General features: G+C 67.0%; 26 protein-coding genes and 1 tRNA gene. 5 read left to right on the forward strand and 22 right to left on the reverse strand.

The window, feature by feature from the left end; all coding sequences use genetic code 11:
- Positions 1–12 precede the first annotated feature (12 nt).
- From E6G92_00345 to E6G92_00375, 7 genes are all read right to left on the reverse strand, one after another.
- The gene (locus E6G92_00345) at positions 13–2,163 is read right to left on the reverse strand and encodes an acetyl/propionyl/methylcrotonyl-CoA carboxylase subunit alpha (GenBank protein ID TMJ18345.1); all 2,151 of its coding nucleotides are present in this window, start codon (positions 2,161–2,163) and stop codon (positions 13–15) included.
- Between the two features lie 5 nt (positions 2,164–2,168).
- The gene (locus E6G92_00350) at positions 2,169–2,561 is read right to left on the reverse strand and encodes a DUF1311 domain-containing protein (protein TMJ18346.1); all 393 of its coding nucleotides are present in this window, start codon (positions 2,559–2,561) and stop codon (positions 2,169–2,171) included.
- Entirely contained in the window at positions 2,558–4,702 is a 2,145-nt protein-coding gene (scpA, locus tag E6G92_00355) for a methylmalonyl-CoA mutase (protein ID TMJ18347.1), read from the reverse strand. Before scpA ends, E6G92_00350 begins: the two co-directional genes overlap by 4 nt.
- Before the next feature lie 98 nt (positions 4,703–4,800).
- Entirely contained in the window at positions 4,801–5,223 is a 423-nt protein-coding gene (gene mce / locus E6G92_00360) for a methylmalonyl-CoA epimerase (protein TMJ18348.1), read from the reverse strand.
- Entirely contained in the window at positions 5,220–5,468 is a 249-nt protein-coding gene (locus E6G92_00365; GenBank protein TMJ18349.1) for a hypothetical protein, read from the reverse strand. The genes mce and E6G92_00365 overlap by 4 nt, the downstream gene beginning before the upstream one ends.
- Positions 5,449–6,975 (reverse strand): acyl-CoA carboxylase subunit beta, encoded by a 1,527-nt coding sequence (locus tag E6G92_00370; GenBank protein ID TMJ18350.1) that lies wholly within the window; start codon positions 6,973–6,975, stop codon positions 5,449–5,451. Before E6G92_00370 ends, E6G92_00365 begins: the two co-directional genes overlap by 20 nt.
- 159 nt (positions 6,976–7,134) lie before the next feature.
- A complete protein-coding gene (locus E6G92_00375; GenBank protein TMJ18351.1) occupies positions 7,135–7,914 on the reverse strand; it encodes a 2-(1,2-epoxy-1,2-dihydrophenyl)acetyl-CoA isomerase in 780 nt (259 codons plus the stop codon).
- A 141-nt stretch (positions 7,915–8,055) separates the two neighbouring features.
- Between E6G92_00375 and E6G92_00380 the strand changes: the two genes are divergently transcribed.
- Positions 8,056–9,135 carry a hypothetical protein gene (locus E6G92_00380; GenBank protein TMJ18352.1) on the forward strand — a complete coding sequence of 360 codons (1,080 nt, stop codon included), beginning with the start codon at positions 8,056–8,058 and terminating at the stop codon, positions 9,133–9,135.
- Between the two features lie 70 nt (positions 9,136–9,205).
- On the opposite strand, the gene E6G92_00385 is transcribed toward E6G92_00380, so the two are convergent.
- The 3 genes from E6G92_00385 to E6G92_00395 are packed head-to-tail and all read right to left on the reverse strand — an operon-like array spanning position 9,206 to position 11,739.
- On the reverse strand, positions 9,206–10,096 hold the full coding sequence (locus E6G92_00385) for an HlyC/CorC family transporter (protein ID TMJ18353.1): 891 nt from the start codon (positions 10,094–10,096) through the stop codon (positions 9,206–9,208).
- Positions 10,097–10,100: 4 nt separating this feature from the next.
- Entirely contained in the window at positions 10,101–10,760 is a 660-nt protein-coding gene (gene ybeY, locus E6G92_00390; GenBank protein TMJ18354.1) for an rRNA maturation RNase YbeY, read from the reverse strand.
- Positions 10,741–11,739, reverse strand: a complete 999-nt coding sequence (locus E6G92_00395; GenBank protein ID TMJ18355.1) for a PhoH family protein — start codon at positions 11,737–11,739, stop codon at positions 10,741–10,743. The genes ybeY and E6G92_00395 overlap by 20 nt, the downstream gene beginning before the upstream one ends.
- Between E6G92_00395 and E6G92_00400 the strand changes: the two genes are divergently transcribed.
- Positions 11,665–11,847, forward strand: coding sequence for a hypothetical protein (locus E6G92_00400; protein ID TMJ18356.1), 183 nt, complete (start codon positions 11,665–11,667; stop codon positions 11,845–11,847). The two genes, E6G92_00395 and E6G92_00400, sit on opposite strands and share 75 nt — an antisense overlap.
- 1 nt (position 11,848) lies before the next feature.
- Here E6G92_00400 and miaB read toward each other — a convergent pair whose 3' ends face one another.
- The 7 genes from miaB to E6G92_00435 all read right to left on the reverse strand — a co-directional run bounded on the left by miaB (position 11,849) and on the right by E6G92_00435 (position 16,770).
- Positions 11,849–13,165, reverse strand: coding sequence for a tRNA (N6-isopentenyl adenosine(37)-C2)-methylthiotransferase MiaB (gene miaB / locus E6G92_00405; protein ID TMJ18357.1), 1,317 nt, complete (start codon positions 13,163–13,165; stop codon positions 11,849–11,851).
- Positions 13,166–13,173: 8 nt separating this feature from the next.
- Positions 13,174–13,911, reverse strand: coding sequence for a 1-acyl-sn-glycerol-3-phosphate acyltransferase (locus tag E6G92_00410; protein ID TMJ20633.1), 738 nt, complete (start codon positions 13,909–13,911; stop codon positions 13,174–13,176).
- A gap of 16 nt (positions 13,912–13,927) precedes the next feature.
- Entirely contained in the window at positions 13,928–14,350 is a 423-nt protein-coding gene (locus tag E6G92_00415) for a transcriptional repressor (protein TMJ18358.1), read from the reverse strand.
- A gap of 136 nt (positions 14,351–14,486) precedes the next feature.
- Entirely contained in the window at positions 14,487–14,906 is a 420-nt protein-coding gene (locus E6G92_00420) for a transcriptional regulator (protein ID TMJ18359.1), read from the reverse strand.
- A gap of 106 nt (positions 14,907–15,012) precedes the next feature.
- Positions 15,013–15,486, reverse strand: coding sequence for a ribosomal-protein-alanine N-acetyltransferase (gene rimI / locus E6G92_00425; protein TMJ18360.1), 474 nt, complete (start codon positions 15,484–15,486; stop codon positions 15,013–15,015).
- Entirely contained in the window at positions 15,483–16,085 is a 603-nt protein-coding gene (tsaB, locus tag E6G92_00430; protein TMJ18361.1) for a tRNA (adenosine(37)-N6)-threonylcarbamoyltransferase complex dimerization subunit type 1 TsaB, read from the reverse strand. Before tsaB ends, rimI begins: the two co-directional genes overlap by 4 nt.
- Before the next feature lie 112 nt (positions 16,086–16,197).
- A complete protein-coding gene (locus E6G92_00435; GenBank protein ID TMJ18362.1) occupies positions 16,198–16,770 on the reverse strand; it encodes a NifU family protein in 573 nt (190 codons plus the stop codon).
- Between the two features lie 3 nt (positions 16,771–16,773).
- Here E6G92_00435 and E6G92_00440 point away from each other — a divergent pair, with 3 nt between their 5' ends.
- Entirely contained in the window at positions 16,774–17,721 is a 948-nt protein-coding gene (locus tag E6G92_00440) for a TonB family protein (GenBank protein ID TMJ18363.1), read from the forward strand.
- Here E6G92_00440 and E6G92_00445 read toward each other — a convergent pair.
- The 4 genes from E6G92_00445 to E6G92_00460 form a co-directional block, all read right to left on the reverse strand.
- Complete coding sequence (locus E6G92_00445) at positions 17,718–18,389, reverse strand: glutathione S-transferase family protein (protein ID TMJ18364.1); 672 nt, start codon at positions 18,387–18,389, stop codon at positions 17,718–17,720. The genes E6G92_00440 and E6G92_00445 overlap by 4 nt on opposite strands.
- 61 nt (positions 18,390–18,450) lie before the next feature.
- Positions 18,451–18,933, reverse strand: coding sequence for a hypothetical protein (locus E6G92_00450; GenBank protein TMJ18365.1), 483 nt, complete (start codon positions 18,931–18,933; stop codon positions 18,451–18,453).
- A gap of 70 nt (positions 18,934–19,003) precedes the next feature.
- On the reverse strand, positions 19,004–19,882 hold the full coding sequence (locus E6G92_00455; protein ID TMJ18366.1) for an undecaprenyl-diphosphate phosphatase: 879 nt from the start codon (positions 19,880–19,882) through the stop codon (positions 19,004–19,006).
- A complete protein-coding gene (locus E6G92_00460; protein ID TMJ18367.1) occupies positions 19,828–20,769 on the reverse strand; it encodes a complex I NDUFA9 subunit family protein in 942 nt (313 codons plus the stop codon). The genes E6G92_00455 and E6G92_00460 overlap by 55 nt, the downstream gene beginning before the upstream one ends.
- A gap of 114 nt (positions 20,770–20,883) precedes the next feature.
- Here E6G92_00460 and E6G92_00465 point away from each other — a divergent pair.
- Positions 20,884–20,970 (forward strand) — tRNA-Leu (locus E6G92_00465).
- Between the two features lie 167 nt (positions 20,971–21,137).
- On the opposite strand, the gene E6G92_00470 is transcribed toward E6G92_00465, so the two are convergent.
- Positions 21,138–21,485, reverse strand: coding sequence for a hypothetical protein (locus E6G92_00470; GenBank protein ID TMJ18368.1), 348 nt, complete (start codon positions 21,483–21,485; stop codon positions 21,138–21,140).
- Between the two features lie 46 nt (positions 21,486–21,531).
- Here E6G92_00470 and E6G92_00475 point away from each other — a divergent pair, with 46 nt between their 5' ends.
- Positions 21,532–22,116 carry a peptidase S14 gene (locus tag E6G92_00475; GenBank protein TMJ18369.1) on the forward strand — a complete coding sequence of 195 codons (585 nt, stop codon included), beginning with the start codon at positions 21,532–21,534 and terminating at the stop codon, positions 22,114–22,116.
- The last annotated feature ends 47 nt before the right edge of the window (positions 22,117–22,163 follow it).

Genomic DNA, 22,163 nt, shown 5'->3' on the forward strand with positions numbered 1-22,163 from the left:
AAAAACGATTTTCTAGGCGAATTCAAGGATTACCGCATCGACCGCAAGGCTGTCTCCGGGCTTCGCGTTGACCGATTTCACCGTTCCTGCTTTCTCCGCGCGAAGGATGTTCTCCATCTTCATCGCCTCGACCACGGCGAGCGGCTGGCCGGCTTCGACCCGGTCGCCCTCGCCGACATTGAGCGCGGTGAGCAGGCCCGGCATTGGGCAGATCAGATATCTGGAAAGGTCGGGCGGCACCTTCTCGATCATGTGCCGCGAGAGCAAGGCGACATGCTCAGGAAGGACGTCGGCGAGGTGCGCGGCGCCGCGCGTCGTCAGCCGCCACTGGCGCCCCTTGCGTGCGATCTGGACCGTGCGCGCCCGCCCGTCGATCGTGCCCTTGAAGAGGTGCTGCCCAGGCCTCCAGTGGCCGATTAGCTCGCGCCCCTCGCCGTCCCCGACATAGGCGATAAGCCCGCCCTCGAAGCCGTCGAACCGGATCGGAAAGTCTCGCCCGCCTAGACTGACGATGCGAACTTCGGGCGGCATGGCAGTGCCGCTCAACTGGCCGCTCGTCGCGCAGGACTGAAAATCTCTCTCCGTCGCGATCAGGGCGGCGACCACCGCCAGGTCCTCCAGAAGCGCGTCGTCGGCGGGCGCGCCGTGGAAGCCTTTGGGATATTCCTCGGCGATGAAGCCGGTGGTGAGCTGGCCTGAGCGGAAGCGCGGGTGCTGCATCAGCGCGGAGAGAAAATCGACATTGTGACCGATGCCCTCGATCTGGAACGCGTCGAGCGCCTCTATTTGCCGGTCGATCGCCTCCTCCCGGCTCGGTGCCCAGGTGACGAGCTTGGCGATCATCGGGTCGTAGAACATGCTGACCTCGCCGCCCTCATAGACCCCGTCGTCGACGCGGGTGAGGGGGCTATTCGCAGCCTCTTCACCCGTTCGCCCCGAGCGAAGTCGAGGGGGGCTGCCGAGCGAAGCCGAGGCTTCTTCCCTTAAGGTCTCGGCTTCGCTCGACTGGGTGTCTCGACTTCGCTCGACACGAACGGAGTAACGGGCGCGAACGTCCTCACTCTCCGCGGGCGCTTGGTAGCGCACCAGCCGCCCGGTGCTCGGAAGGAATCCGCGATAGGGGTCCTCGGCATAGACCCGCGTCTCGACCGACCAGCCGTCCAGCTTCACGTCCTTCTGGGCGAAGGAGAGCTTCTCGCCGGCCGCCACCCGGATCATCTGCTCGACAAGGTCCAGCCCGGCCACCTCCTCGGTCACCGGATGCTCGACCTGGAGCCGGGTGTTCATCTCGAGGAAGTAGAAGCCCTCTCCGGTCTCGTCGGCGCCGGAGACGATCAGCTCGACCGTGCCGGCGCTGAAATAGCCGACGGCCCGCGCCAGGGCGACCGCCTGCTCGCCCATGCGTTCGCGCATCTTCGGCGTGACGAAGGGGGAGGGCGCCTCCTCGACCACCTTCTGGTGGCGGCGCTGGACCGAGCATTCGCGCTCGCCCAGATAGACGATGTTGCCGTGCTGGTCGCCGAGTACCTGGATCTCGATGTGGCGCGGCTCTTCGATGAACTTCTCGATGAACACGCGGTCGTCGCCGAAGCTTGCCAGGCCCTCGCGCTTCGTCGCCTCGAAGCCTTCGCGCACATCCTTCTCGGAATAAGCGAGGCGCATGCCCTTGCCGCCGCCGCCGGCCGAGGCCTTCATCATTACCGGATAGCCGATCTCGCCGGCGATCCGAACCGCCTCGTCGGTATCGGCGATCTCGCCGAGATAGCCGGGGACGACGTTGACGCCGGCCTGTTTGGCCAGCTTCTTGGATTCGATCTTGTCGCCCATAGCGGCGATCGCGTTCGCCGGCGGGCCGATGAAGGCGATCCCGGCCGCCTCGAGCGCCTCGACGAAGCTGGCCCGCTCCGAAAGGAAGCCGTAGCCCGGATGGACCGCCTCCGCGCCGGTCGTCTTGCAGGCGTCGATGATCAGCTCGGCGTTCAAGTAGGATTCGGACGCCGGCGGCGGGCCGAGCCGGACGCTCTCGTCGGCCATCTTCACGTGCGGGGCGCGCGCGTCGGCGTCGGAATAGACCGCGACAGTGGCGATCCCCATCCGCTTCGCCGTCTTGATGACCCGGCAGGCGATCTCGCCCCGGTTCGCGATCAGGATTTTCTTGAACATGCGCCCTATTGAGCCGCTGACGCGTCGCCGCGCAACTGCGCCGTGCGCGCCCGCGTGAGCCCGGCGCGGCAGCTATTGTAGGACATGGGCTCCATGCTTCCGCCGCGAGCCTCCTGATAGCCCTGGAGCGTGCAATGGGCGTCGCGGAAGGTCACCCAGGCGCGCTGGGCTTCGCGCAGCACCGCCTCGCTGGTCGGGCGGGTATCGGCCTGGCGGTCGAGCTCGGCGTCGTCGGCGCGGGCTCCGGCGATCGCCTCGCGATAGGCGATGTTGAGTTCGCGGTCCGCAATCTCGAAATCGCGCGCGGCGCAGGCGTTCATCTCCACCTGCGTTTGCGGGTCGCGGCAATCCTCGGCGGTCAGCGGCTGCGCGACCAGCGCGAGCGCGAGCACGATCATTCCGCCGCCTCCTCGAGCGGCGGCATGTTGTGGCCCAGCAGCCGAAGCACCTCGCCCGCGGCCTCGACCAGGTTGGTGCCGGGGCCGAAGATCGCCTGGACTCCGGCCTCGCGCAGCATGTCGTAATCCTGCGGCGGGATGACTCCGCCGACGACGACCTTGATGTCCGGCCGCCCCAAGTCCCTGAGGTGGCCGATCAGCTCGGGGACGAGAGTCTTGTGCCCGGCGGCGAGGCTGGAGGCGCCGACCACGTCAACCTGCTTCTCTACCGCGAGGCGCGCGCTCTCCTCGGGCGTCTGGAACAGCGGGCCGGGGACGATCTCGAAGCCCAGGTCGGCGAAGGCCGAGGAGACGAGGTTGGCGCCGCGGTCGTGGCCGTCCTGGCCCATCTTGGCGACCAGCATTCTCGGCTTGCGCCCGAGCCTGGTGCGGACCGCGCCGACACCCTCTTCCGCGCGCTCCCAGGCGGGATCGTCGGCCCAGGCGGCGCCGTAAATACCCTCGACCGGAGTCGGCACCGTGCCGTAGCGGCCGAACACGTCTTCGAGCGCGGCGGAGATTTCGCCCAGCGTGCAGCGCGCGCGGGCGGCTTCGACCGATAGCGCGAGCAAATTGCCATCGCCCTTCGCGGCTTCGCGCAACGCATCGAGCGCGGCCTGGGCGGCCTGCGCATCGCGGCCGGCGCGGGTCTTCTCGATCCGGGCGATCTGGCCGGCGCGGACCTTGTCGTTGTCGATGTCGAGGATGTCGAGATGATCCTCCTCGTCCTTGCGGTAGCGGTTGACTCCGACGATCACCGTCTCGCCGCGATCGGCCCGAGCGGCGCGCGCCGCCGCCGCCTCCTCGATCCGGCGCTTGGGCATTCCTTGCGCGACCGCATGGGTCATTCCGCCCAGCGCCTCGACCTCCTCGATCAGCGCCCAGGCCTTGCCGGCGAGCTCGGCGGTGAGCGCTTCGACATAATAAGAGCCGCCCAAGGGATCGGCGACGTTGGGGATGCCGCTTTCCTCGGCAATCACCAATTGCGTATTGCGGGCGATGCGGGCGGAGAAATCGGTCGGCAGCGCCACCGCCTCGTCGAGGCTGTTGGTGTGAAGGCTCTGAGTGCCCCCAAGCACCGCCGCCAGTGCCTCCAGCGTGGTGCGGATGACATTGTTGTACGGGTCCTGCTCGGTCAGCGACACACCCGACGTCTGGCAATGGGTGCGAAGCATCTTCGATTTGTCGTTCCTTGCCCCGAACCCGTCCATGATCCGGTGCCACAGAAGCCGCGCCGCGCGCAGCTTCGCCACCTCCATGAAGAAGTTCATGCCGATGCCGAAAAAGAAGCTCAGCCGCGGCGCGAAGGCGTCGACGTCGAGCCCCTTGGCCCGCGCGGCGCGGACATAATCCATGCCGTCGGCCAGCGTGAAGGCCAGCTCCTGCACCGCCGTCGCCCCGGCCTCGTGCATGTGATAGCCGCTGATCGAGATCGAGTTGAACTTCGGCATCTCGGCCGAGCAATATTGGATGATGTCCGCGACGATCCGCATCGATGGCCCGGGCGGATAGATATAGGTGTTGCGGACCGCGAACTCCTTGAGGATGTCGTTCTGGATCGTGCCGGTGAGCTGGCCTCGCGCCACGCCCTGCTCCTCCGCGGCGACGATGTAGAAGGCCATCACCGGAAGCACCGCGCCGTTCATCGTCATCGACACGCTCATCTCGCCGAGCGGGATGCCGTCGAACAGAATCTTCATGTCCTCGAGCGTGTCGATCGCCACCCCCGCCTTGCCGACGTCGCCGACAACGCGCGGATGGTCGCTGTCATAGCCGCGATGGGTGGCGAGATCGAAGGCGACCGAGAGGCCCTTCTGCCCGGCGGCGAGGTTGCGGCGGTAGAAGGCGTTGCTGTCTTCAGCGGTCGAGAAGCCGGCATATTGGCGGATCGTCCACGGGCGGCCGGTATACATCGAGGCATAGGGCCCGCGCGTGAACGGCGCGAAGCCGGGGAGGCCCGGGTCCAGCCCCTCGACGTCCTCGGCGGTGTAGACGGGGCGCACGTCGATCCCCTCGGGCGTGGGGGTGATGAGGTCCTTGCCCTTCACCTCCTTGCGGGCGGCGGCGTCCCAATCGGCCTTGCTGGGTTTACGGTCGGTCATTCACTCGTTCCCCGGCGAAGGCCGGGGTCCAGTCCTAAACAGAGAACGGCGCGGGAGCGCCGCCTGGGCCCCGGCCTTCGCCGGGGAACTGAGAAAGGTCAATGGCCCTCACCCTTCGGACTCTCCATGATCTCGGTCAGAACGCCGCCCATGTCCCTGGGGTGGAGGAAGAAGATCGGAGTCCCATGCGCGCCGATGCGCGGCTCGCCGAGAACCTTGGCGCCCTTGCTTTCGAACCACGCCTTGGCCTCGTGGATGTCGGGCACCTCGTAGCAGATGTGATGCTGCCCGCCCGCCGGGTTCTTGGCAAGGAAGCCGTGGATCGGCGAGTCCGGCCCAAGCGGCTCGATCAGCTCGATCTGGCTGTTGGGCGTATCGACGAAGCAGACTTTCACGCCCTGCGCGGGCAGGTCGAACGGCTCGCGGATCACCTCCGCCCCCATCACGTCGCGATAGAAGGCGATCGAGGCGACGATCGAGGGGGTGGCGACCCCGACATGGTTGAGGCGGCCGAGCTTCATATCGAATCCCGAAGTCCAAGGTTGAAGAGCAAGTCGGCCGCGACAAGACCGACGGCGATCAGGCTGAGCATGTGCAGGGCCATCAGCACTCCGAACCGCGATCCGTTGTCCGCGCGGTTGAGATAGGTACGGTACAGCGGCAGCCGTCCCTCTCTGAAACCGCGCAGGACCCGCCAGCCGATCAGCGGCACCAAAGCAAGCGCGACGAGACCGACGAGCAGATCGTCATAGGGGGATATTGTCATGCTTCTTCCACGGGTTCTCGAGCCGCTTGTCGCGCAGTTTCCTGAGGCCCAGCGCGATCCTCCGCCGCGTGGAGTGCGGCATGATCACCTCGTCGATGAAGCCCTTGCTCGCCGCGACGAACGGATTGGCGAAGCGGGCTTCATATTCGGCGGTGCGCTCGGCGATCTCCTCGGGCGTCTTTCCGCGGAAGATGATCTCCACCGCGCCCTTGGCGCCCATCACCGCGATTTCCGCCGTCGGCCAGGCGTAGTTCAAGTCGCCGCGCAAATGCTTGCTCGCCATCACGTCGTAGGCGCCGCCATAGGCCTTGCGCGTGATCACGGTGATCTTCGGCACGGTCGCCTCGGCATAGGCGAACAGCAATTTGGCGCCGTTCTTGATGATCCCTTCATGCTCCTGCGCGACGCCCGGAAGGAAGCCGGGCACGTCGACGAAGGTGATGATCGGAATGTCGAACGCGTCGCAGAAGCGCACGAAGCGCGCGGCCTTCTTCGACGATTTGATGTCGAGCACCCCGGCGAGCACCACCGGCTGGTTGGCGACGATTCCGATCGTTCGCCCCTCCACGCGGGCGAAGCCGGTGATGATGTTCGCGGCGTGCGCCGGCTGGATCTCGAAGAAGTCGCCGTCGTCGACGGTTTTGCGGATCAGCTCGTGCATGTCGTAGGGCTTGGCGGCGCTGTCCGGGATCAAGGTGTCGAGGCTGTCGTCGGTCCGGTCCCAGGGGTCGTGGCAGGGCCGCTCGGGCAGATCGTGGCGGTTTGAGAGCGGCAGGAAATCGAAGAAGTCGCGGGTCGCGAGCAATGCGTCGATGTCGTTCTCGAACGCCACGTCGGCCACGCCCGACTTGGTCGTGTGGGTGACCGCGCCGCCCAACTCCTCCTGCGTCACCACCTCGTTGGTGACGGTCTTCACCACGTCCGGGCCGGTGACGAACATATAGCTCGAATCCTTCACCATGAAGATGAAGTCGGTCATCGCGGGCGAATAGACCGCGCCACCGGCGCAGGGGCCCATGATCAGGCTGATCTGCGGGATCACGCCGGAAGCCAGCACATTGCGCTGGAACACCTCGGCATAGCCGGCGAGGCTGGCGACGCCCTCCTGGATTCGCGCGCCGCCGCTGTCGTTGAGGCCGATCACCGGAGCGCCGACCTTCATCGCCATGTCCATGACCTTGCATATCTTCTGCGCGTGGCGCTCGCTCAGGGAGCCGCCGAACACGGTAAAATCCTGGGCGAAGACGAACACCAGCCGGCCGTTTATCGTGCCCGACCCCGTGACCACGCCGTCGCCCGGGATCTTCTGCTTCTCCATGCCGAAGTCGACGCAATTATGCTCGACGTACATGTCATATTCTTCGAGGCTTCCAGGATCGAGCAGCACGGTCAGCCGCTCGCGCGCGGTCAGGCGGCCCTTGGCGTGCTGAGCCGCGATCCTCTTCTCGCCGCCCCCAAGGCGCGCCTGCTCGCGGCGCCGCTCCAGCTCTTCGATCGTCGTGCCCATGGGGCGGGTCTTATGCGCCGGAAAGCGGGGAGGCAACAAATCCTCCCCGGAACGGGGAGGGGGACCATGCGAAGCATGGTGGAGGGTCGACGGACTCCGTAACGGCCCCACCACCACGACGCTTCGCGCCGCGGTCCCCCTCCCCGTTCCGGGGAGGAATTAGCGCCCCACGAAGCTTGGCTGGCGCTTCTGGAGGAAGGCGACGACCGCCGCCTTGAAATCCTCCGTCTCCCCCGCCTCGCGCTGCGCGACGCGCTCGGCGGCGAGCGCCTCGCCGAGGGAGCATTGGCCGGACTCGCGCGCCAGCCGTCGGATCAGGCCGTAGGCGATCGTCGGTCCCTGCGCGAGGCGCGCCGCGAGGGCGAGCGCCTCGGAGGCCAGCGCCTCGTCCTCGACCACCCGGGCGATCATCCCCCATTCCGCCGCCTGCGCCGCGGGGATCCGCTCGCCGAGCATCATCATCTCCATCGCCCGCGCCCGCCCGACGAGGCGCGGCAGCAGCCAGGTCGCTCCGGCGTCCGGGATGAGGCCGATATTGACGAAGGCCTGGAGGAAATAGGCCGATTGGCCGGCGATCACGATGTCGGCGGCGAGCGCCAGGCTGCAGCCCGCACCCGCGCAGGGGCCGTTCACCGCAGCGACCACCGGGATCGGCAGCGCGAAGAGCGCTTCGACCAAAGGATTGAAATGCTTCTCCAGCGCCATGCCCGCGTCCGAGGGAAGCCCCCCGCCCGAGGCGAGGTCCGCCCCGCTGGAGAAGCCCCGTCCTTCCCCGGCCAGCAGCAGGCAGCGCGCGCCCGATCCGGGCGCGGCCTCGACCGCCGCGCGAAGCTCGTCGACCATCGGGGCGTTGAGCGCGTTGAGGGTCTCGGGGCGATCGAGCGTGATCACGCCGACCGTGGCCGGGGTCAGAGCGTAGCGGATGGTTTCGAACGCCATGGGCATTCGTAACGCGCCCGGCACGGCCTGGCTAGCGCGAGGGAATCGCTGTTCCGAATCTATCGATCGTCTCGGGAAGCCCTTGACCACGACAGTCCGTCGATACAGCCTGAGTAGGCGAAATAAACTTGCGAGGGGCCCATGTTTACTGTCGAGCGTCGGGATTGGGCGATGCCCCGAGGATCGACCCTCCTCATCGCGATCCCGCTGCTTGTTTTCATGTTGAACGGCGTCGCCGATATGTGGCTCCGGACGCCCGCCGGTTATTTCGCCCAGCCGTCGCTGCAGAACGCTGTTGCCGAAGCGGCGGGGCGGTCAAAGACGGTTGCGGCATTCTTGTTGTGTGCGAGTCTGGAAATCGTCGTTCTCGTCGCGTCGGCGAGTTCACTGCGATTGCTGAGCTTGGTCGCGCGGAAGCGAATACTGATCGCTTATTTCCTGACGGTCGCGGCCGGCACAGCGATGGTTCTTGTGAGCGGCGCTTTCAAAGGGGCGGCCTATCTGGATCAAACTTTCGCCTGCGCTTCCTTCAGCCGTCTCGAGCGGGCACCGACCGCTCCGGTTGCACCGGACTCTGCCCGACCGGCATATGCAGGGCTAGAATCGAGCGGCAATCCGACGCCCAACGAGGCCTCTTCGGCACGCTTCCGGGAACCCGACGTGGGATGGGCCCCCGGCTGCACCGCGCCCCAATTCTATTTGCAGCAGGCGATGATTCAGATCGTAGGCGTCCTTTTGCTCTTTGCCATGCCGGCGGTCATCTTCGGCGCCATCTCCTGCCTTGCCATGCCGGAGAAGGATTCCCCCGACGATCGGTTCCGCGCCTGGACGCGCCAAACTCGCAGGCTGTCCAACTTTCTCTATCTCGCTGCCGTCTTCATGATCAGTGGGTTGCTGTTCACGAATGCGAGGCTGAACTGGGTGATCTACTCGGTCCATCCGGATGATATCGGCCCCTTCCGCAACTATATCAGCAGCATCGCGATGCACGGCGGAATCACGAACTCGTTGATCATCGCGGCTTATTATCTACCCGTAGCCACATGGCTGGCGGCGATCCGTCCGGATGAGACGGAGTCGGCGGAATCCGCGCGGCCCGTTCCGACCGCCAGTGACAAGGGGACAGCACCGGACCCTTTTGCTCCCCTCAAGGTCGCTCTCACGATCTTCGCGCCGGCGATCGTCGGGCTGTTCAGCGAGTTTCTGAAGTTTGGCGGCTAGCAGGCTGCCCGCCCGGGTCGCCTGCAACACAGCGAGGCAAGGAGCGCGGTCCGCAACAGCCTCTTGACCCTCAGTCGGCCGCCTCGCGCTCCTCCTCGGGCGGGTGCAGGCGGAGGCGGCGTACGCGGCGGGTGTCGCTGTCGACCACCTCCAGTCGCCAGCCGCTGGGATGTTCAAGCATCTCGCCGGTCTTCGGAACGCAGCCCGCGAGCACGAAGGCCAGCCCGCCGAGCGTGTCGACATCCTCCTCGACCGTCCCGAGCCGGGCGTCGATCGCCTTGGCGACGTCCTCCAGCTCGGCCCGCGCGTCCGCGTCCCACAGGCCGCCGCCGGTCGGGACCAGAAGGTCGGTCACCTCGTCGTCATGCTCGTCCTCGATGTCGCCGACGATCTCCTCGACCACGTCCTCGATGGTGATTAGCCCCTCGGTTCCGCCGAATTCGTCGACGACGATGGCGAGGTGGACCCGCTCGGCGCGCATCCGCGCGAGCAGGTCGAGGACGCCCATCGATTCGGGCACGTAGAGCGGGGTGCGCATCAGCGTTCGGATGTCGTCGGGCGCCGGGGCGCCGCCGGTCTGCACCGCGAACACGTCCTTGACGTGGATCATGCCGATCACGGTATCGAGGCTCTCCTCGAACACCGGCATTCGGCTGTGGCCGGCATCGGAGAAAGCGGCGATCAGCGCCTCGAATCCGGTCGAGGCGGGCACCGCGTAGATGTCGCCGCGCGGCACGGCGACGTCGCCGGCGGTCTTCTCGCCGAAGTGGAGGATGTTGAGCAGCATCTGCCGCTCGACGTGGCTGAGATCGCCGACGCTCGGAACCTCGCCCTCGCGGCTCTCGATCGCCTCCTCGATCTGGTCGCGCAAGGTGGCTTCGCCATTGTCGCCGAAGATCAGGGCGCGAAGCCCGCTCCAGAATGTCCGGCCGTTCTGCGCGCCGGGACTGTCGTCTTCCATGGGGTTAGGAATTTACCTCGCTCTCGCTGACTGGATAGGGATCGGCGATGCCGATGGAAGCGAGCGCCCGGCGCTCGACCTCTTCCATCGCCTCGGCGTCCGCCTCGCTCGTTTCATGGTCGTAACCTAGCAGATGAAGCGTGCCGTGCACCACCAGATGCGCGGCATGGGTCTCGATCGGCACGTCCTTCTCCGCGGCCTCGCGGGCGCAGACGCCGTAAGCAAGCGCGATGTCGCCGAGCAACTGGGCGCTGGCCAGGCCGCCTTCATCAGCCATTGGGAAGGAAAGGACGTTGGTCGCCTTATCCTTGCCGCGCCAGGCGGAATTGAGCGTCCGTACCTCCTCGTCGGAGGTGAACAGGATCGAGACCTCGCTGTCGGAAAGGCCCGGATGTCGGCTGTTGGCAACCGCGGCATGGACCGCGCGGCGGGCGAGGGCGGCCCAGTCGGTGCGGCCGTCCCATTCGTCCGAGACGTCGGTTTCCACGCCGATCACAGCAGAGGCGCTTTCCCTCCCCCCTTGTGGGGGAGGGTAGGGTGGGGGGTGCCGTCCGAAGGACGGCGCGCAGCTTCGCTGCGCACCCCCACCGCTGCCCCTCCCCACAAGGGGGAGGGGTTCTGTGCGCGACCGGAGAAACCGCAGCTCATCCCCCGGGCCCCTCATAGGCCTCGACGATCCTCCCGACGAGCGGATGCCGCACCACGTCGCCGGCCCCGAAGCGGACCATCGCGATCTTCTCGATCCCCTCCAGCTTGCCCACCGCATCGTTGAGGCCCGACGTCACCCCATTGGGAAGGTCGGTCTGGTTGGGATCGCCGCAGATCACCATCCGGCTGCGCATTCCGAATCGGGTCAGGAACATCTTCATCTGCTGCGGCGTGGTGTTCTGCGCCTCGTCGAGGATGATGAAGGCATCGCTCAGCGTTCGGCCGCGCATGAAGGCGATCGGCGCGATCTCGATCTCGCCGGACGCGATCCGCCGCTCGACCTGCTCGGTCGGGAGCATGTCGTAGAGCGCATCGTAGAGCGGCCGGAGATAGGGATCGACCTTCTCCTTCATGTCGCCGGGAAGGAAGCCGAGCCGCTCGCCGGCCTCGACCGCGGGGCGCGACAGGATCAGCCGGTCGACGCTTCCGCCGATCAATTGCTGAACCGCCTGGGCGACGGCGAGATAGGTCTTTCCCGTGCCCGCCGGGCCGAGCGCGAAGATCATGTCGTCCCGGTTCAGCGCCTCCATGTAGACGGCCTGCTGCTTGGAGCGCGGGACGATCGTCTTCTTGCGCGTGCGGATCATCACCTTGGGCGGCTCGACCACTTCCGGGGCGATGATCCCGTCGAACGTCGGCTGCCCCGACATGGCGATGATCGCGTTGACCAGCTCGGCGTCGATGTCGTGACCCTCGTCGAGCCGGTTGTAGAGCCCGAGCAGCACCTCGCGGGCGCGAGTCGCGGCCTCGGGATCGCCCTCGATCTGAACCTTGGCGCCGCGCGCGGCGATATAGACGCCGAGCCGGTCCTCGATCGCCACCAGGTTTCGATCGAACTCGCCGAACAGAGGCCCGAGCAGATGCGGCTGCTCGAACTCGATCTCCACCCGAGCGCGGGGGCCGGCTGCGGCGTCGGTTTTCTTGTTCTGTGCCATCAGCCTTCCCTCGTCATTCCCGCGAAAGCGGGAATCCAGCTTCTTCCTTCGGCGCTGGCAAAAGGCAGCTGGATCCCCGCTTTCGCGGGGATGACGAAAAAGGAGTGAATCATGCCGCGACCTTCATCAATTGTGCGCCCGCGAGGCTGTTCGGCCCGGCAGACAGGAGCTCGACCTCGACCAGATCGCCAATCGCGGCGTCCGTCTCCAGATGCACCGATTGCAGCCAGGGCGACTTGCCGATCAGCTGGCCGGGCTTGCGCCCGGGCCGTTCGAGCAGCACCTCGGTGCGCTTGCCGACGCCCGCCTGGTTGAAGGCCAGCTGATGCCGCCCGAGCGAGGCCTGGAGCCGTTGCAGGCGCTCGTCCATCACTTCGCTAGCGATTCGGTCCTCCATCGTGGCGGCGGGCGTGCCCGGCCGCGGGGAATATTTGAACGAGAACGCCTGGGCGTACCCAACGGCGTCGACCAGCTTCAAAGTCTCCTCGAACTCCGCTTCGGTCTCGCCCGGAAAGCCGACGATGAAATCGCCCGAAAGAGCGATGTCCGGCCGCGCGGCGCGGACTCGATCGAGGATTCGCAGGTAAGACTCGGCGCTGTGGCTGCGGTTCATGGCCTTGAGCACGCGGTCGCTGCCCGATTGCACCGGCAGGTGCAGATAGGGCATCAGCTTTTCCACCTCGGCATGGGCGCGGATCAGGCCTTCGGTCATGTCGTTCGGATGGCTGGTCGTGTAGCGAATTCGCGCGAGGCCCGGCAGCGAATCGAGCGCCCGGATCAGGGCGTCGAGCCCGCGCCCGTCCTCGTCCCGCCAGGCGTTGACGTTCTGGCCGAGCAGAATGATCTCGCGGGCCCCCGCATCGACCAGCGCCCGCGCTTCGTCGATCACCGCCGCGAACGGCCGCGAGACCTCCGCGCCGCGCGTATAGGGCACGACGCAATAGGTGCAGAACTTGTCGCAGCCCTCCTGGACGGTGAGGAAGGCGCTCGGCCCCTGCCTGCGGCGGGCGGGGAGGGCGCCGAACTTGGACAGCGGCGGCATTTCCGTGTCGAGCGCGCGTTCGCCGCGCGCCGCCTGGCGCACCAGCGCGGGCAGATTGTGATACGCCTGCGGGCCGACGACGATGTCGACGCCCGGCGCGCGGCGCGGAATCTCCGCTCCTTCCGCCTGGGCGACGCAGCCGGCGACGGCGATCATCGGGGCTTGTTCGCGCTTCATCAGCCGGCCGATGTCGGAATAGACCTTCTCCGCCGCTTTCTCGCGGATGTGGCAGGTGTTGAGAACGACGAGGTCCGCCTGCTCGCCGGCGGCAGCCGCGCTGAAGCCCTCGGCCTCGAGCAGCTCGGCCATGCGCTCGCCGTCATAGACGTTCATCTGGCAGCCGAAGGACTTGACCTCGAAAGTACGCGGATCGGGGGACTTCATCGACCGGCCTATAGGGGATCGCCGGGCGCCGCGAAAGCGGAGTCCCGGCGGCCGAGCGCCGCGCCGACCGCTTCGCGCGCCCGCCCGGCGAGCCGCTTGCGGTCGCCCGGCTCGGCGGGGTCGATCGGGTCGAGGAAGCGCAAGGTGGCGACGAACGAGCCCTTGCGCGACATCACCTTGCGCGCGTTCGCACCGATTCCCTCCTCGCCGGCCCAGGCGATGCCTTTCGCGAGCGGCCCGTAATCGATCGCCACCGGCTGAACGCGCACGCCCTCAAGCGGTGGATAGAGTGAGGCGAACAGGCTGGGCCGGAAGGGGAGCAACTCGGGGCCGCCATTGGTCGTCCCCTCGGCGAACAGGACCAGCGCGCGGCCCGCGGCGAGGGCGCGGCGAAGCTGGTCGGCCTGCTCCTGGACCTCGCTTCGGGCGTGGCGGGCGACGTAGATTGTGTCGTTGAGCCCCGCGATCCAGCCGACCAGCGGCCATTCCTCGACGTCGTGGCGCGCGACGAACGCCGCGGGCGCAGCGCCCCCGAGCGCGAGGATGTCGAGCCAGGACACGTGATTCGCGGCGAACAGGACGTGCGAGCGCAGCGGCGCCCCATCGATTCGCACGCGCATTCCGGTGCAGCGGCCGGCATAAGCGAGGAAGATTTGCGGCCAGATCGAGCGGGCTCCGAAAAGCTTCCACAGGAAATGGAAGGGCACGCAGAATATCAGGCCCGCGGCGATCGCCGCCAGGCGCAGCCAGAAGCGCAAGGCCCTATCGTTCCCGGCCGAGTGCGACGCCGTAAAGCTCCATTCGGTGGTCGACCAGGCGGAAGCCGAGCTTCTCGGCGATTCGGCGCTGGAGCTGCTCCAGCTCCTCGTCGACGAACTCGATGACCTTGCCGGTCTCCACGTCGATCAGATGGTCGTGGTGGGTCTCCGCCGCCGCTTCGTAGCGAGCGCGGCCGTCGCCGAAATCGTGGCGCTCGAGGATCCCCGCTTCCTCGAACAGGCGGACGGTGCGGTAGACGGTTGCGATCGAGATTCCCGGATCGACCGCGGACGCCCGGGCGTGGAGCGCCTCGACGTCGGGGTGATCCTCGGAGTCGCCGAGCACGCGCGCAATGACCTTGCGTTGCTCGGTGATCCTGAGGCCCTTCTCGGCGCACAGCGCCTCGATATCGATGCTACGGGTCATGCCCCTCGGTCTTAGATCAGAAGGCGGCGCCGGGGCAAAAGGAAAGCGCCACCCCCGCGCGGGGATGGCGCTTTCTCATTTTGCTGCGTCGCGCCCCGATTCTTGGGTGCGCTTGCGAGTCGTTCCGCGTGGCGGCTTACTTCTTGGTGCGCTTGCGGGTCGTCCCCAGGCCGATCTTCTTGGCCAGCGTCCGGCGCTGCTCCGCATAGTTCGGCGCGACCATGGGATAGTCGGCGCCGAGACCCCACTTCTGCCGGTACTGGTCGGGAGTGAGGTTGTAATGGGTCATCAGATGCCTCTTCAACATCTTCAACTTCTTCCCATCCTCCAGACAGACCACGTAATCGGGCTTGATCGAAGAACGGATCGAAACCGCTGGTTCCGGCCGTGGCGCCGGCGCTTCCGGTGTGTTACCGAGCCCGGCAAGCGCGTTATGCACGTTGCTGATGAGCAGCGGCAGGTCGGAAACCGCCACGCTGTTGTTGCTTACATGTGCCGAAACGATGTCGGCGGTGAGCGTGATCAAAGTCTCACCGAAATTATCCTGTGTGTCCATGTCTAACCTTCGTTCAGAGGATGGGACAGTCATTGGCCTGACTGTCGCCAAGTGCGGGATGATCCGTTTTGGCGGCCCTGACAAGACCGAAACGAATTTTCGGTGACTAACGATGCACACTCTTCGCCAAAGTCAGTGCGTCATAGGTCTGTCCGGTCTGACCGCTATAGTAGTTACGCCGCCGGCCGACCAAAGTGAAGCTTGCCTGGCGGTACAAGCTAAGGGCCTGATTTCCTTCCCGGACTTCGAGATGCACTCGCGCCGCACCGCGTTGTCGGGCCTGTTCGATGAAATGATCGAGCAACGTCTTGCCTACGCCCCGCCCCTGACTCTGCCGCCTTACGGCGAGAAGCAGCAGCTCCGCTTCGTCGGCGACCGTTCGGGCCAGGGCGAAGCCGGCAACGCCCACGGCGTCGCGCGCCAAAGTCAGCCACACGCCGGGCAGGGGAAGCAGCCCCGCACATTGAGAAGCGGTCCACGCTTCGCCGAAGCGTGGATCGAAGCTGTCGTCCATGACCCTCATCACCGCATCGAGATCGGCAACGCTGCCCTCGCAAATTTCGACCTCGGCTTCGCTCATGCCATCGGTCTCGCGTCCGGCGCGCGGCCATAGATCGGTCGCGCCGGCAGGCTCTTAAGTTGCGCGGGCAAAAAGCGAATGTGCGCGGCTCTGGGCAGGATGTCCAGCGCCCGACCATGGCCGCGCGCGGCGATCAACGCTTGCGCTCCGGAACCGACGACCAGCTCCGCGCGGACCGCCGCAGCCGCCCGTTCGGGCGCCAGCGAGCTGAGATCGTCGAGCGGTTCGAGCGGATCATGGCGCCAGTTTTGCACGAAAAGTTCGCCATGTCCCCCCACCAGCGCGACCCCAACCTCGGATTCGCCGCAGGTTGCCGCCAGAGCGGCCATCGAGGAATAGCCAGAAACGGGGATCTTCCATCCGATCGCGAGGCCGTGCGCGGCGGCGAGGCCAACGCGGACACCGGTGAAGCTGCCCGGCCCGCAATCGACCGAGATGGCGCGAGGAACGCGGCCGGCCAACAGCTCCTCGATCATCGGCACGAGCCGCTCTGCATGGCCGCGGCCGACCAGTTCGTGCCGCTCGTCGACGAGAGCGCCGTCCGCGCCGATCAGAGCCGCCGAGCAAGCCGCGGTCGCGCTGTCGATTACCAAGAGCATGAGGAAGAGCCCTTCCGTTATCGTCACTCCCGCGAAAGCGGGAGTCCAGCTTCAGACGCAGGCGAACGGGAAAAGGCTGGATGCCGGCATGCGCGGGAATGACGGTTGTGGGTCAAACCGCTTCGACCGCTTCGACCTCGGGCACATAATGTTTGAGCAGGCCCTCGATCCCGTTCTTGAGGGTCATCGTCGAGGAGGGGCAGCCCGAGCAGGCGCCGTGGAGGGCGAGATAGACCGTCCCACCGCTGAAGCCGCGATAGACGATGTCGCCGCCGTCCTGCGCGACCGCCGGGCGCACCCGGGTCTCGATCAGCTCGCGGATCTGGGCGATCACCTCCGCGTCCGCCGGATCGTCGTCGATCTCCGCGTCGGGCGCGACATGGATGCCGCCGGCGGTGGCGGCGCGGAACAACGGCGCGTCGCTCGCGAAATGGTCGAGCAATATTTCGAGCACCTGAGGCTTCAGCCGCGGCCATTCGACTCCGGGCGCAGCGGTGACCGAGACGAAATCGCGGCCGAAGAACACGCCCTGGACCTCGCCGGTCGAGAAGATCGCCTCGGCGAGCGGCGAGGCTTCGGAATCCTCGGGGGTCGCGAAATCCCGCGTCCCCGCCTCCATCACCTTGCGGCCGGGCAGGAACTTCAGAGTCGCCGGATTGGGCGTGGTTTCGGTCTGGATCAGCATGGGATGGATGTGGGCCATTGGCCGGGCGCGATCAAGGGCGCGGCCCTGCGCGCCGTCTTGCCAGCCGGCGAATTTCCTGCAAGCCGATACGCAATTATCCGATGTGCGCCGACGGGTGCGGGGGAAGCGAAGGCAGTGACGGCTATGATCATCTTGGCGCTTGTCGCGGCGGCAGCGCCGGAAGCGCCGCGCGATCCGCGACCGCTTCATCCGCTGGCCGCTTGGGTATCCGATGCGGATTATCCGGCCGGAGCGATCCGGCGGGGTGCGTCCGGGACCGTCGCCTTCACCCTCGACATCGACGCCGCCGGCGTTCCGACGCGCTGCACCGTCACCGGCCGGGCCGATCGGGAGCTCGACCAGCGAACCTGCGACATTTTCATGGAGCGGGCCCGTTTCGAGCCGGCGCACGACGGGCGTGGGCGGGCTGTGGCCGGCTCCGTCTCCGACCGGATACGCTGGGTCCTCCCAGCCACGGACGAGACGATGCCCTTCGCGGCGATACGCGTGACGACTGCGGTCGTCCGCGACGTTGCGGGCAATATCGGCTGCTCGATCCGCATCAACGGCGGCGATTCGATCCTCCGCGCCGGAGAGGAGTGCGGGTTCCTTTCGGGGTCCGGCGCCGCCGACGCTTTGCGCCGCTTCGGCACGCCGGGAGCGTTGGTCGCTGACTATGTGCTGACGCCCGAGGGCGCAACCCCGGTGGCGAGCGCCGGCCAACCGGACGGCGAGCTCATCTACGAGGATTCTGCACATCTCGTCGTGACGCCCGACGGAACGGTCGCGGGGTGCCGGGGCGCGGGTCCGCGCACGATCCGGGTCCTGCCGGGAGTTCTAAGCCTGCCGTCCCCCTGCCCGGCCCAGGCGGCTCGCTTCAAAGCCGCGCCGGGCACCGCGCCGCGCGGTGCCGAGGTCGCCATCAGAATTTATCTGCGCGGAATCCCCTAAAAATCCGGCTTGTCGTAGTGGGCGGGAGGCATGATCACCTCCATCCGCTCTGTCAGCAGGGATCGGAAGCTCGGGCGGGATTTCATCACCGCGTACCAATCGACCGTCTGCTTATGGCCGCGCCAGTCGATCCCGCCGAGATAGTCGGCGACCGAAAGATGGGCGGCGGCGGCAAGATCGGCCATGGTCAGCACCGGCCCCGCCAGCCAGCGCCGGTGATCGAGCAGATAATCGATATAGTCGAGATGGGCGTTGGCCGAGGTCATCGCCCGCCTGAGCGTGCCCGTATCGGGCGGATCGCGGCTGACCAGCCGCTTGGTCATCCGCTCGTCCATCAAAGGGGAGACGACGTCGCGGTAGAGCTTTTCGTCGAACCAGGTCACGAGGCGGCGGATCTCCGCGCGGTTGGCCGCGGTGCCCGGGATCAGCGGGGTTCGGTCGACGGTCTCTTCGAAATATTCGCAAATCGCCCCGGAATCGATCAGCACGATATTCTTGTCCGGCTCGACCAGCACCGGAGTCTGGCCCGCGGGGTTGAGGTCCATGAACTCGTCTTCCTGGAGCCAGGGGGAGACTCGGACGAGCTCGAGCGGGATCGCCTTCTCGGCGAGCGCGAGGCGCACCTTGCGCGAAAAGGGACAAAGCGGGAATTGATGAAGCTGCCACATGCCCGCCGTTTCTTAACGGCAGGGCTGGGCCAGTCCACCGCCGAATTCGCGGCGGCTCGGCTTATTCCTCGTAGGGCTCGGGCGGGGGCGGATCGTCGTCCTGGTCGCGGTCCCAATCGTCGTCGACATCCCCCGGAGGCGGCGGCGGCGCCTCCATCCCGGGCCCTTCGATCGCCGCGGCGATGCTTGCCTGGAACTGCGCGAGCGTCTGGCGCAGCGCGGGCTCGGTCGCCGCGATGGCCGCGCTCATCTGGCGCAGACGCGCGGCGTTGCCGTAGATCGACGCGCGCATGTGGCGCTCGAAATCGGGATCGTCGCGCCGCGCCATGTCGCGCACGGTGCGGTGGTGGTGCGGACGGGTGGGATCGGCGGCGTCGAGGATCGGGCCGATGTCCAGGTTGAGCAGGGCCTGGGTGGTCCGGTCGATCGCCGGCGCGGTGCGGTCGATGGCCTCGGCGGCCTCGGCGGCATGGCGATTCTGCGCGGCCGCCGGTCCGGCGAGCAACGCGGCCCCGGCCGCGGCGAGCAGCAGCATCAGGCGCATGAGAACACTCCTCCCGATCATGCGAGTCGCGCTCTCCTGCCCAAGGCAGGATGAGCGAAAGCTGAATATATCAACGATATAACAGCCATGCGAGGGCCAAGGATCCGGCAATAATGCGATACCAGGCGAATGGAGCGAAGCCGCGGCGCGAGACGAGGCCGATGAACCAGCGGATCACGAACAGGGCGACGAGGAACGAGACGACGAAGCCGATCGCGACGAGCTGCCAATCGACGGCGCCCGAAGCCAGCTCGTGGCGGTGCTTGAGGATCGACAATCCGCTCGCTCCCACCATCGTCGGCACGGCGAGGAAGAAGCTGAATTCGGCCGCCGTCCGCCGCTCCACGCCAAGCGTGAGGGCGCCCATGATCGTCGCTCCCGACCGGCTGACTCCGGGGATCATCGAGATGCACTGGATGAGGCCGATGCCGAGCGCCGTCCCGAGCGGAAGCGAGGCGACTCCCGGTTCCGTGTCGGCAGGTTTTACCAGGCGCTCGACGGCGAGGATCGCGATCCCGCCGAGAATGAGCGCGACGGCGACCACCTGCGCGTTCTCCAAAAGGGACTCGATCTGGTCGATGAGCAGGAGGCCGAGCGCCGCCGAGGGAAGGAAGCCGGCGAGGACGTTTCGGGCAAAGCGCCACGCCATCGCATCCCGCCTGAACATTCCGGTCAGGACGACCCAGAAAGTCCGCCAGTAAAGAACGACGACGGCGAGGATCGCGCCGAGCTGGATGACGACGTTGAAGACCGCCCAGGTCTCGGCGTCGTAGCCCAGCAGCTCCGAGGCGAGGATCAAATGCCCGGTCGAGGACACCGGAAGGAATTCGGTGAGGCCCTCGACGATGCCGAGGAGGATGGCGGTCAGGATGGGGTCCACGTGGGGTCTGTCGATCAGTAAGGCGAGGGTTTCGCGAAGCGGCCGTGGCGGCGGTAGAGGGTCAGCCATTCCTCGGCGACCGCGGCGAGCGGCGTCGGGCGGATTCCGAACGCCTCGAAGCCGGGACCGTTTGCGACATTGTCGCGGCTCATCATCAGCCATTGGTCCCAGCTGACCGGAGCGCCCGGCAGCCAGCCGGTCAGCCGGGCCATGAGCCTGCCGATCGCATCCGGTATCTGCGCGATCGGGCGATTGCGCCCGGTCGTGCGGCAGACCCACTCGCCCAGCTCGCGCATCGTCAGCACCTGCGGCCCGCCGAGCTCGAACGTCTTGCCGGCATAAGGCGCGGGATCGAGCGCGGCGACCGCGATCGCCTTGCCGAGATCGGCTGCATAGACGGGCTGAATCTTCCAGTCGCCGCGAATGACCGGGAGCACGGGCATCAGCTGCCCCAGCCGGGCAAGGCGGTTTACGAAATCGTCTTCGCGGCCGAATACGATCGAGGGGCGAATGACGGTCGCGTCGGGAAATGCCGCGCGCACTGCCGCTTCGCCCTCGCCCTTGGAGCGGCCATAATCGCTCGCGCTCTCCGGATCCGCGCCGATCGCCGAGACGTGGATCAGGGCCGGCACGTTTTGGCGCGCGGCCGCTTGCGCGACGTTGCGCGCGCCGGCGACGTGGACGGCCTCCAAATGTCCGCCGAGCACGCCGACGAGGTTGACCACCGCGTCCGCACCGTGCGCAGCCGCTTCCGCCTCGGCCGGCTTGGCGATGTCGGCGCGGACGAACTGGATCTGGCCAAGGCCGCACAGGGGCTTAAGGAAATAGGCCCGGCGCGGCTCGCGCTCGGCGATCCGCACCCGGGCGCCGGCCTTGAACAGGGCCTGGGCGACATAGCGGCCGACAAACCCGCCGCCGCCGAACAGGGTGATGAGCCGGTCGGTCTTTACCGTCATTCGAGGGGCCTTTTCGCAGCGCGGCGCTTCCTTGCCCGCGCGTCCCGCGCTTGGCAAGCGGGCGCTTGCTTGACAGGGCAGGGGCCGGCCCCTACCTCGCCCCGCCTACCCCGTGCCCAGATGGCGGAATTGGTAGACGCACCAGCTTCAGGTGCTGGCGCTCGCAAGGGCGTGGAGGTTCGAGTCCTCTTCTGGGCACCATTTACCCCCATTGGCTGGAGCCCGGATTTTGAAGACCCCGTTGACTCGGGCTCTTAGCGGCGCGCGCGCTGCGGCTTGCCCGGAGCATTGCCGGGGCCTCCGCACGCGGCGCCCAACAAACAGGCTGATGTGGGTTAAATCAACGGCTTATCGGGGAACGCCACCTGTCAGGTGACGTTCATCTTGGCGGAGCGCCCATCGGGGCGACCCGAATTAAGCAAGGAGAAGGCAAGATGGCCGAGAACAACAATCAGGGTCAGCAAGGCGGTCTCGGTGGCGGCCAGGGCCAGCAGGATCAGGGCGGCCAGTCCGGCGGCGGCCAGATGGGCGGCGGCCAGCAGGGCGGCCAGAGCGGCGGCGGTCAGGGCGGTCAGCAGCAGGGCGGCCAGGGCGGCGGCCAGATGGGCGGCGGCAGCCAGGGTGGCGGCCAGCAGCAGCAGCAGGACGAGCGCGAGCGCGAGCGTGAGCGCGAAAGGGAGCGCGAGCGCGAATAGTCCGCTTCCCACCTGATACATGCGGCCGCTCTCTCGCGGGGGCGGCCGCTTCCATGAGGAGAAGATCATGGCCCGCTCCGACGCCGAAACCATAGCCCCCCCGGTCCTGGCCAACCCCCAGATCTCGTTGATCGGCGACATCGGCGAGGTCACGGTCGGGCGCTTCCTCGACCAGCTGCGCAAGGCCGAGCAGGCCGGCGGCGACGTCGCCCTGGAAATCACCACCCTCGGCGGCGATCCGGAGATGGCGCGCAGGATCGTGCTCGAGATCGATCGCGCCCGGGCGCGAATTCCCGGACGCTTCGTCTTTCTCGGCAAGACGGTGGTCTACTCCGCCGGAGCCACGATCATGTCGGCCTTTCCAAAGAAGGATCGCTGGCTCGCTCCCGATGCGAAGGTGATGATTCATTGCCGCAAGCTGGAAAAGACCGTCGAGCTCTCCGGGCCGATCCGCTCGAGCGTGCCGCTGGTCGAAGCCCTGCTCGCCCAGCTCCAGGTCGGGATCGCAAGCGAGGAGGAACCGTTCCGCCGGCTGATCGAGGGCAGCGACGTCAGCGAGGACGAGATTTGGGAGAAGGCCCTCTACAATTGGTATTTGGAGGCCGACGAAGCGCTGTCGCGCGGGCTGATCGCCGGCATCTATCGCAATTAGGGTTGAACTCGGCCGGATTTCACACCTAGGGCGCCGCTTTCTCCTGG

Source organism: Alphaproteobacteria bacterium (genome assembly GCA_005883305.1).
GTDB lineage: Bacteria > Pseudomonadota > Alphaproteobacteria > Sphingomonadales > Sphingomonadaceae > Allosphingosinicella.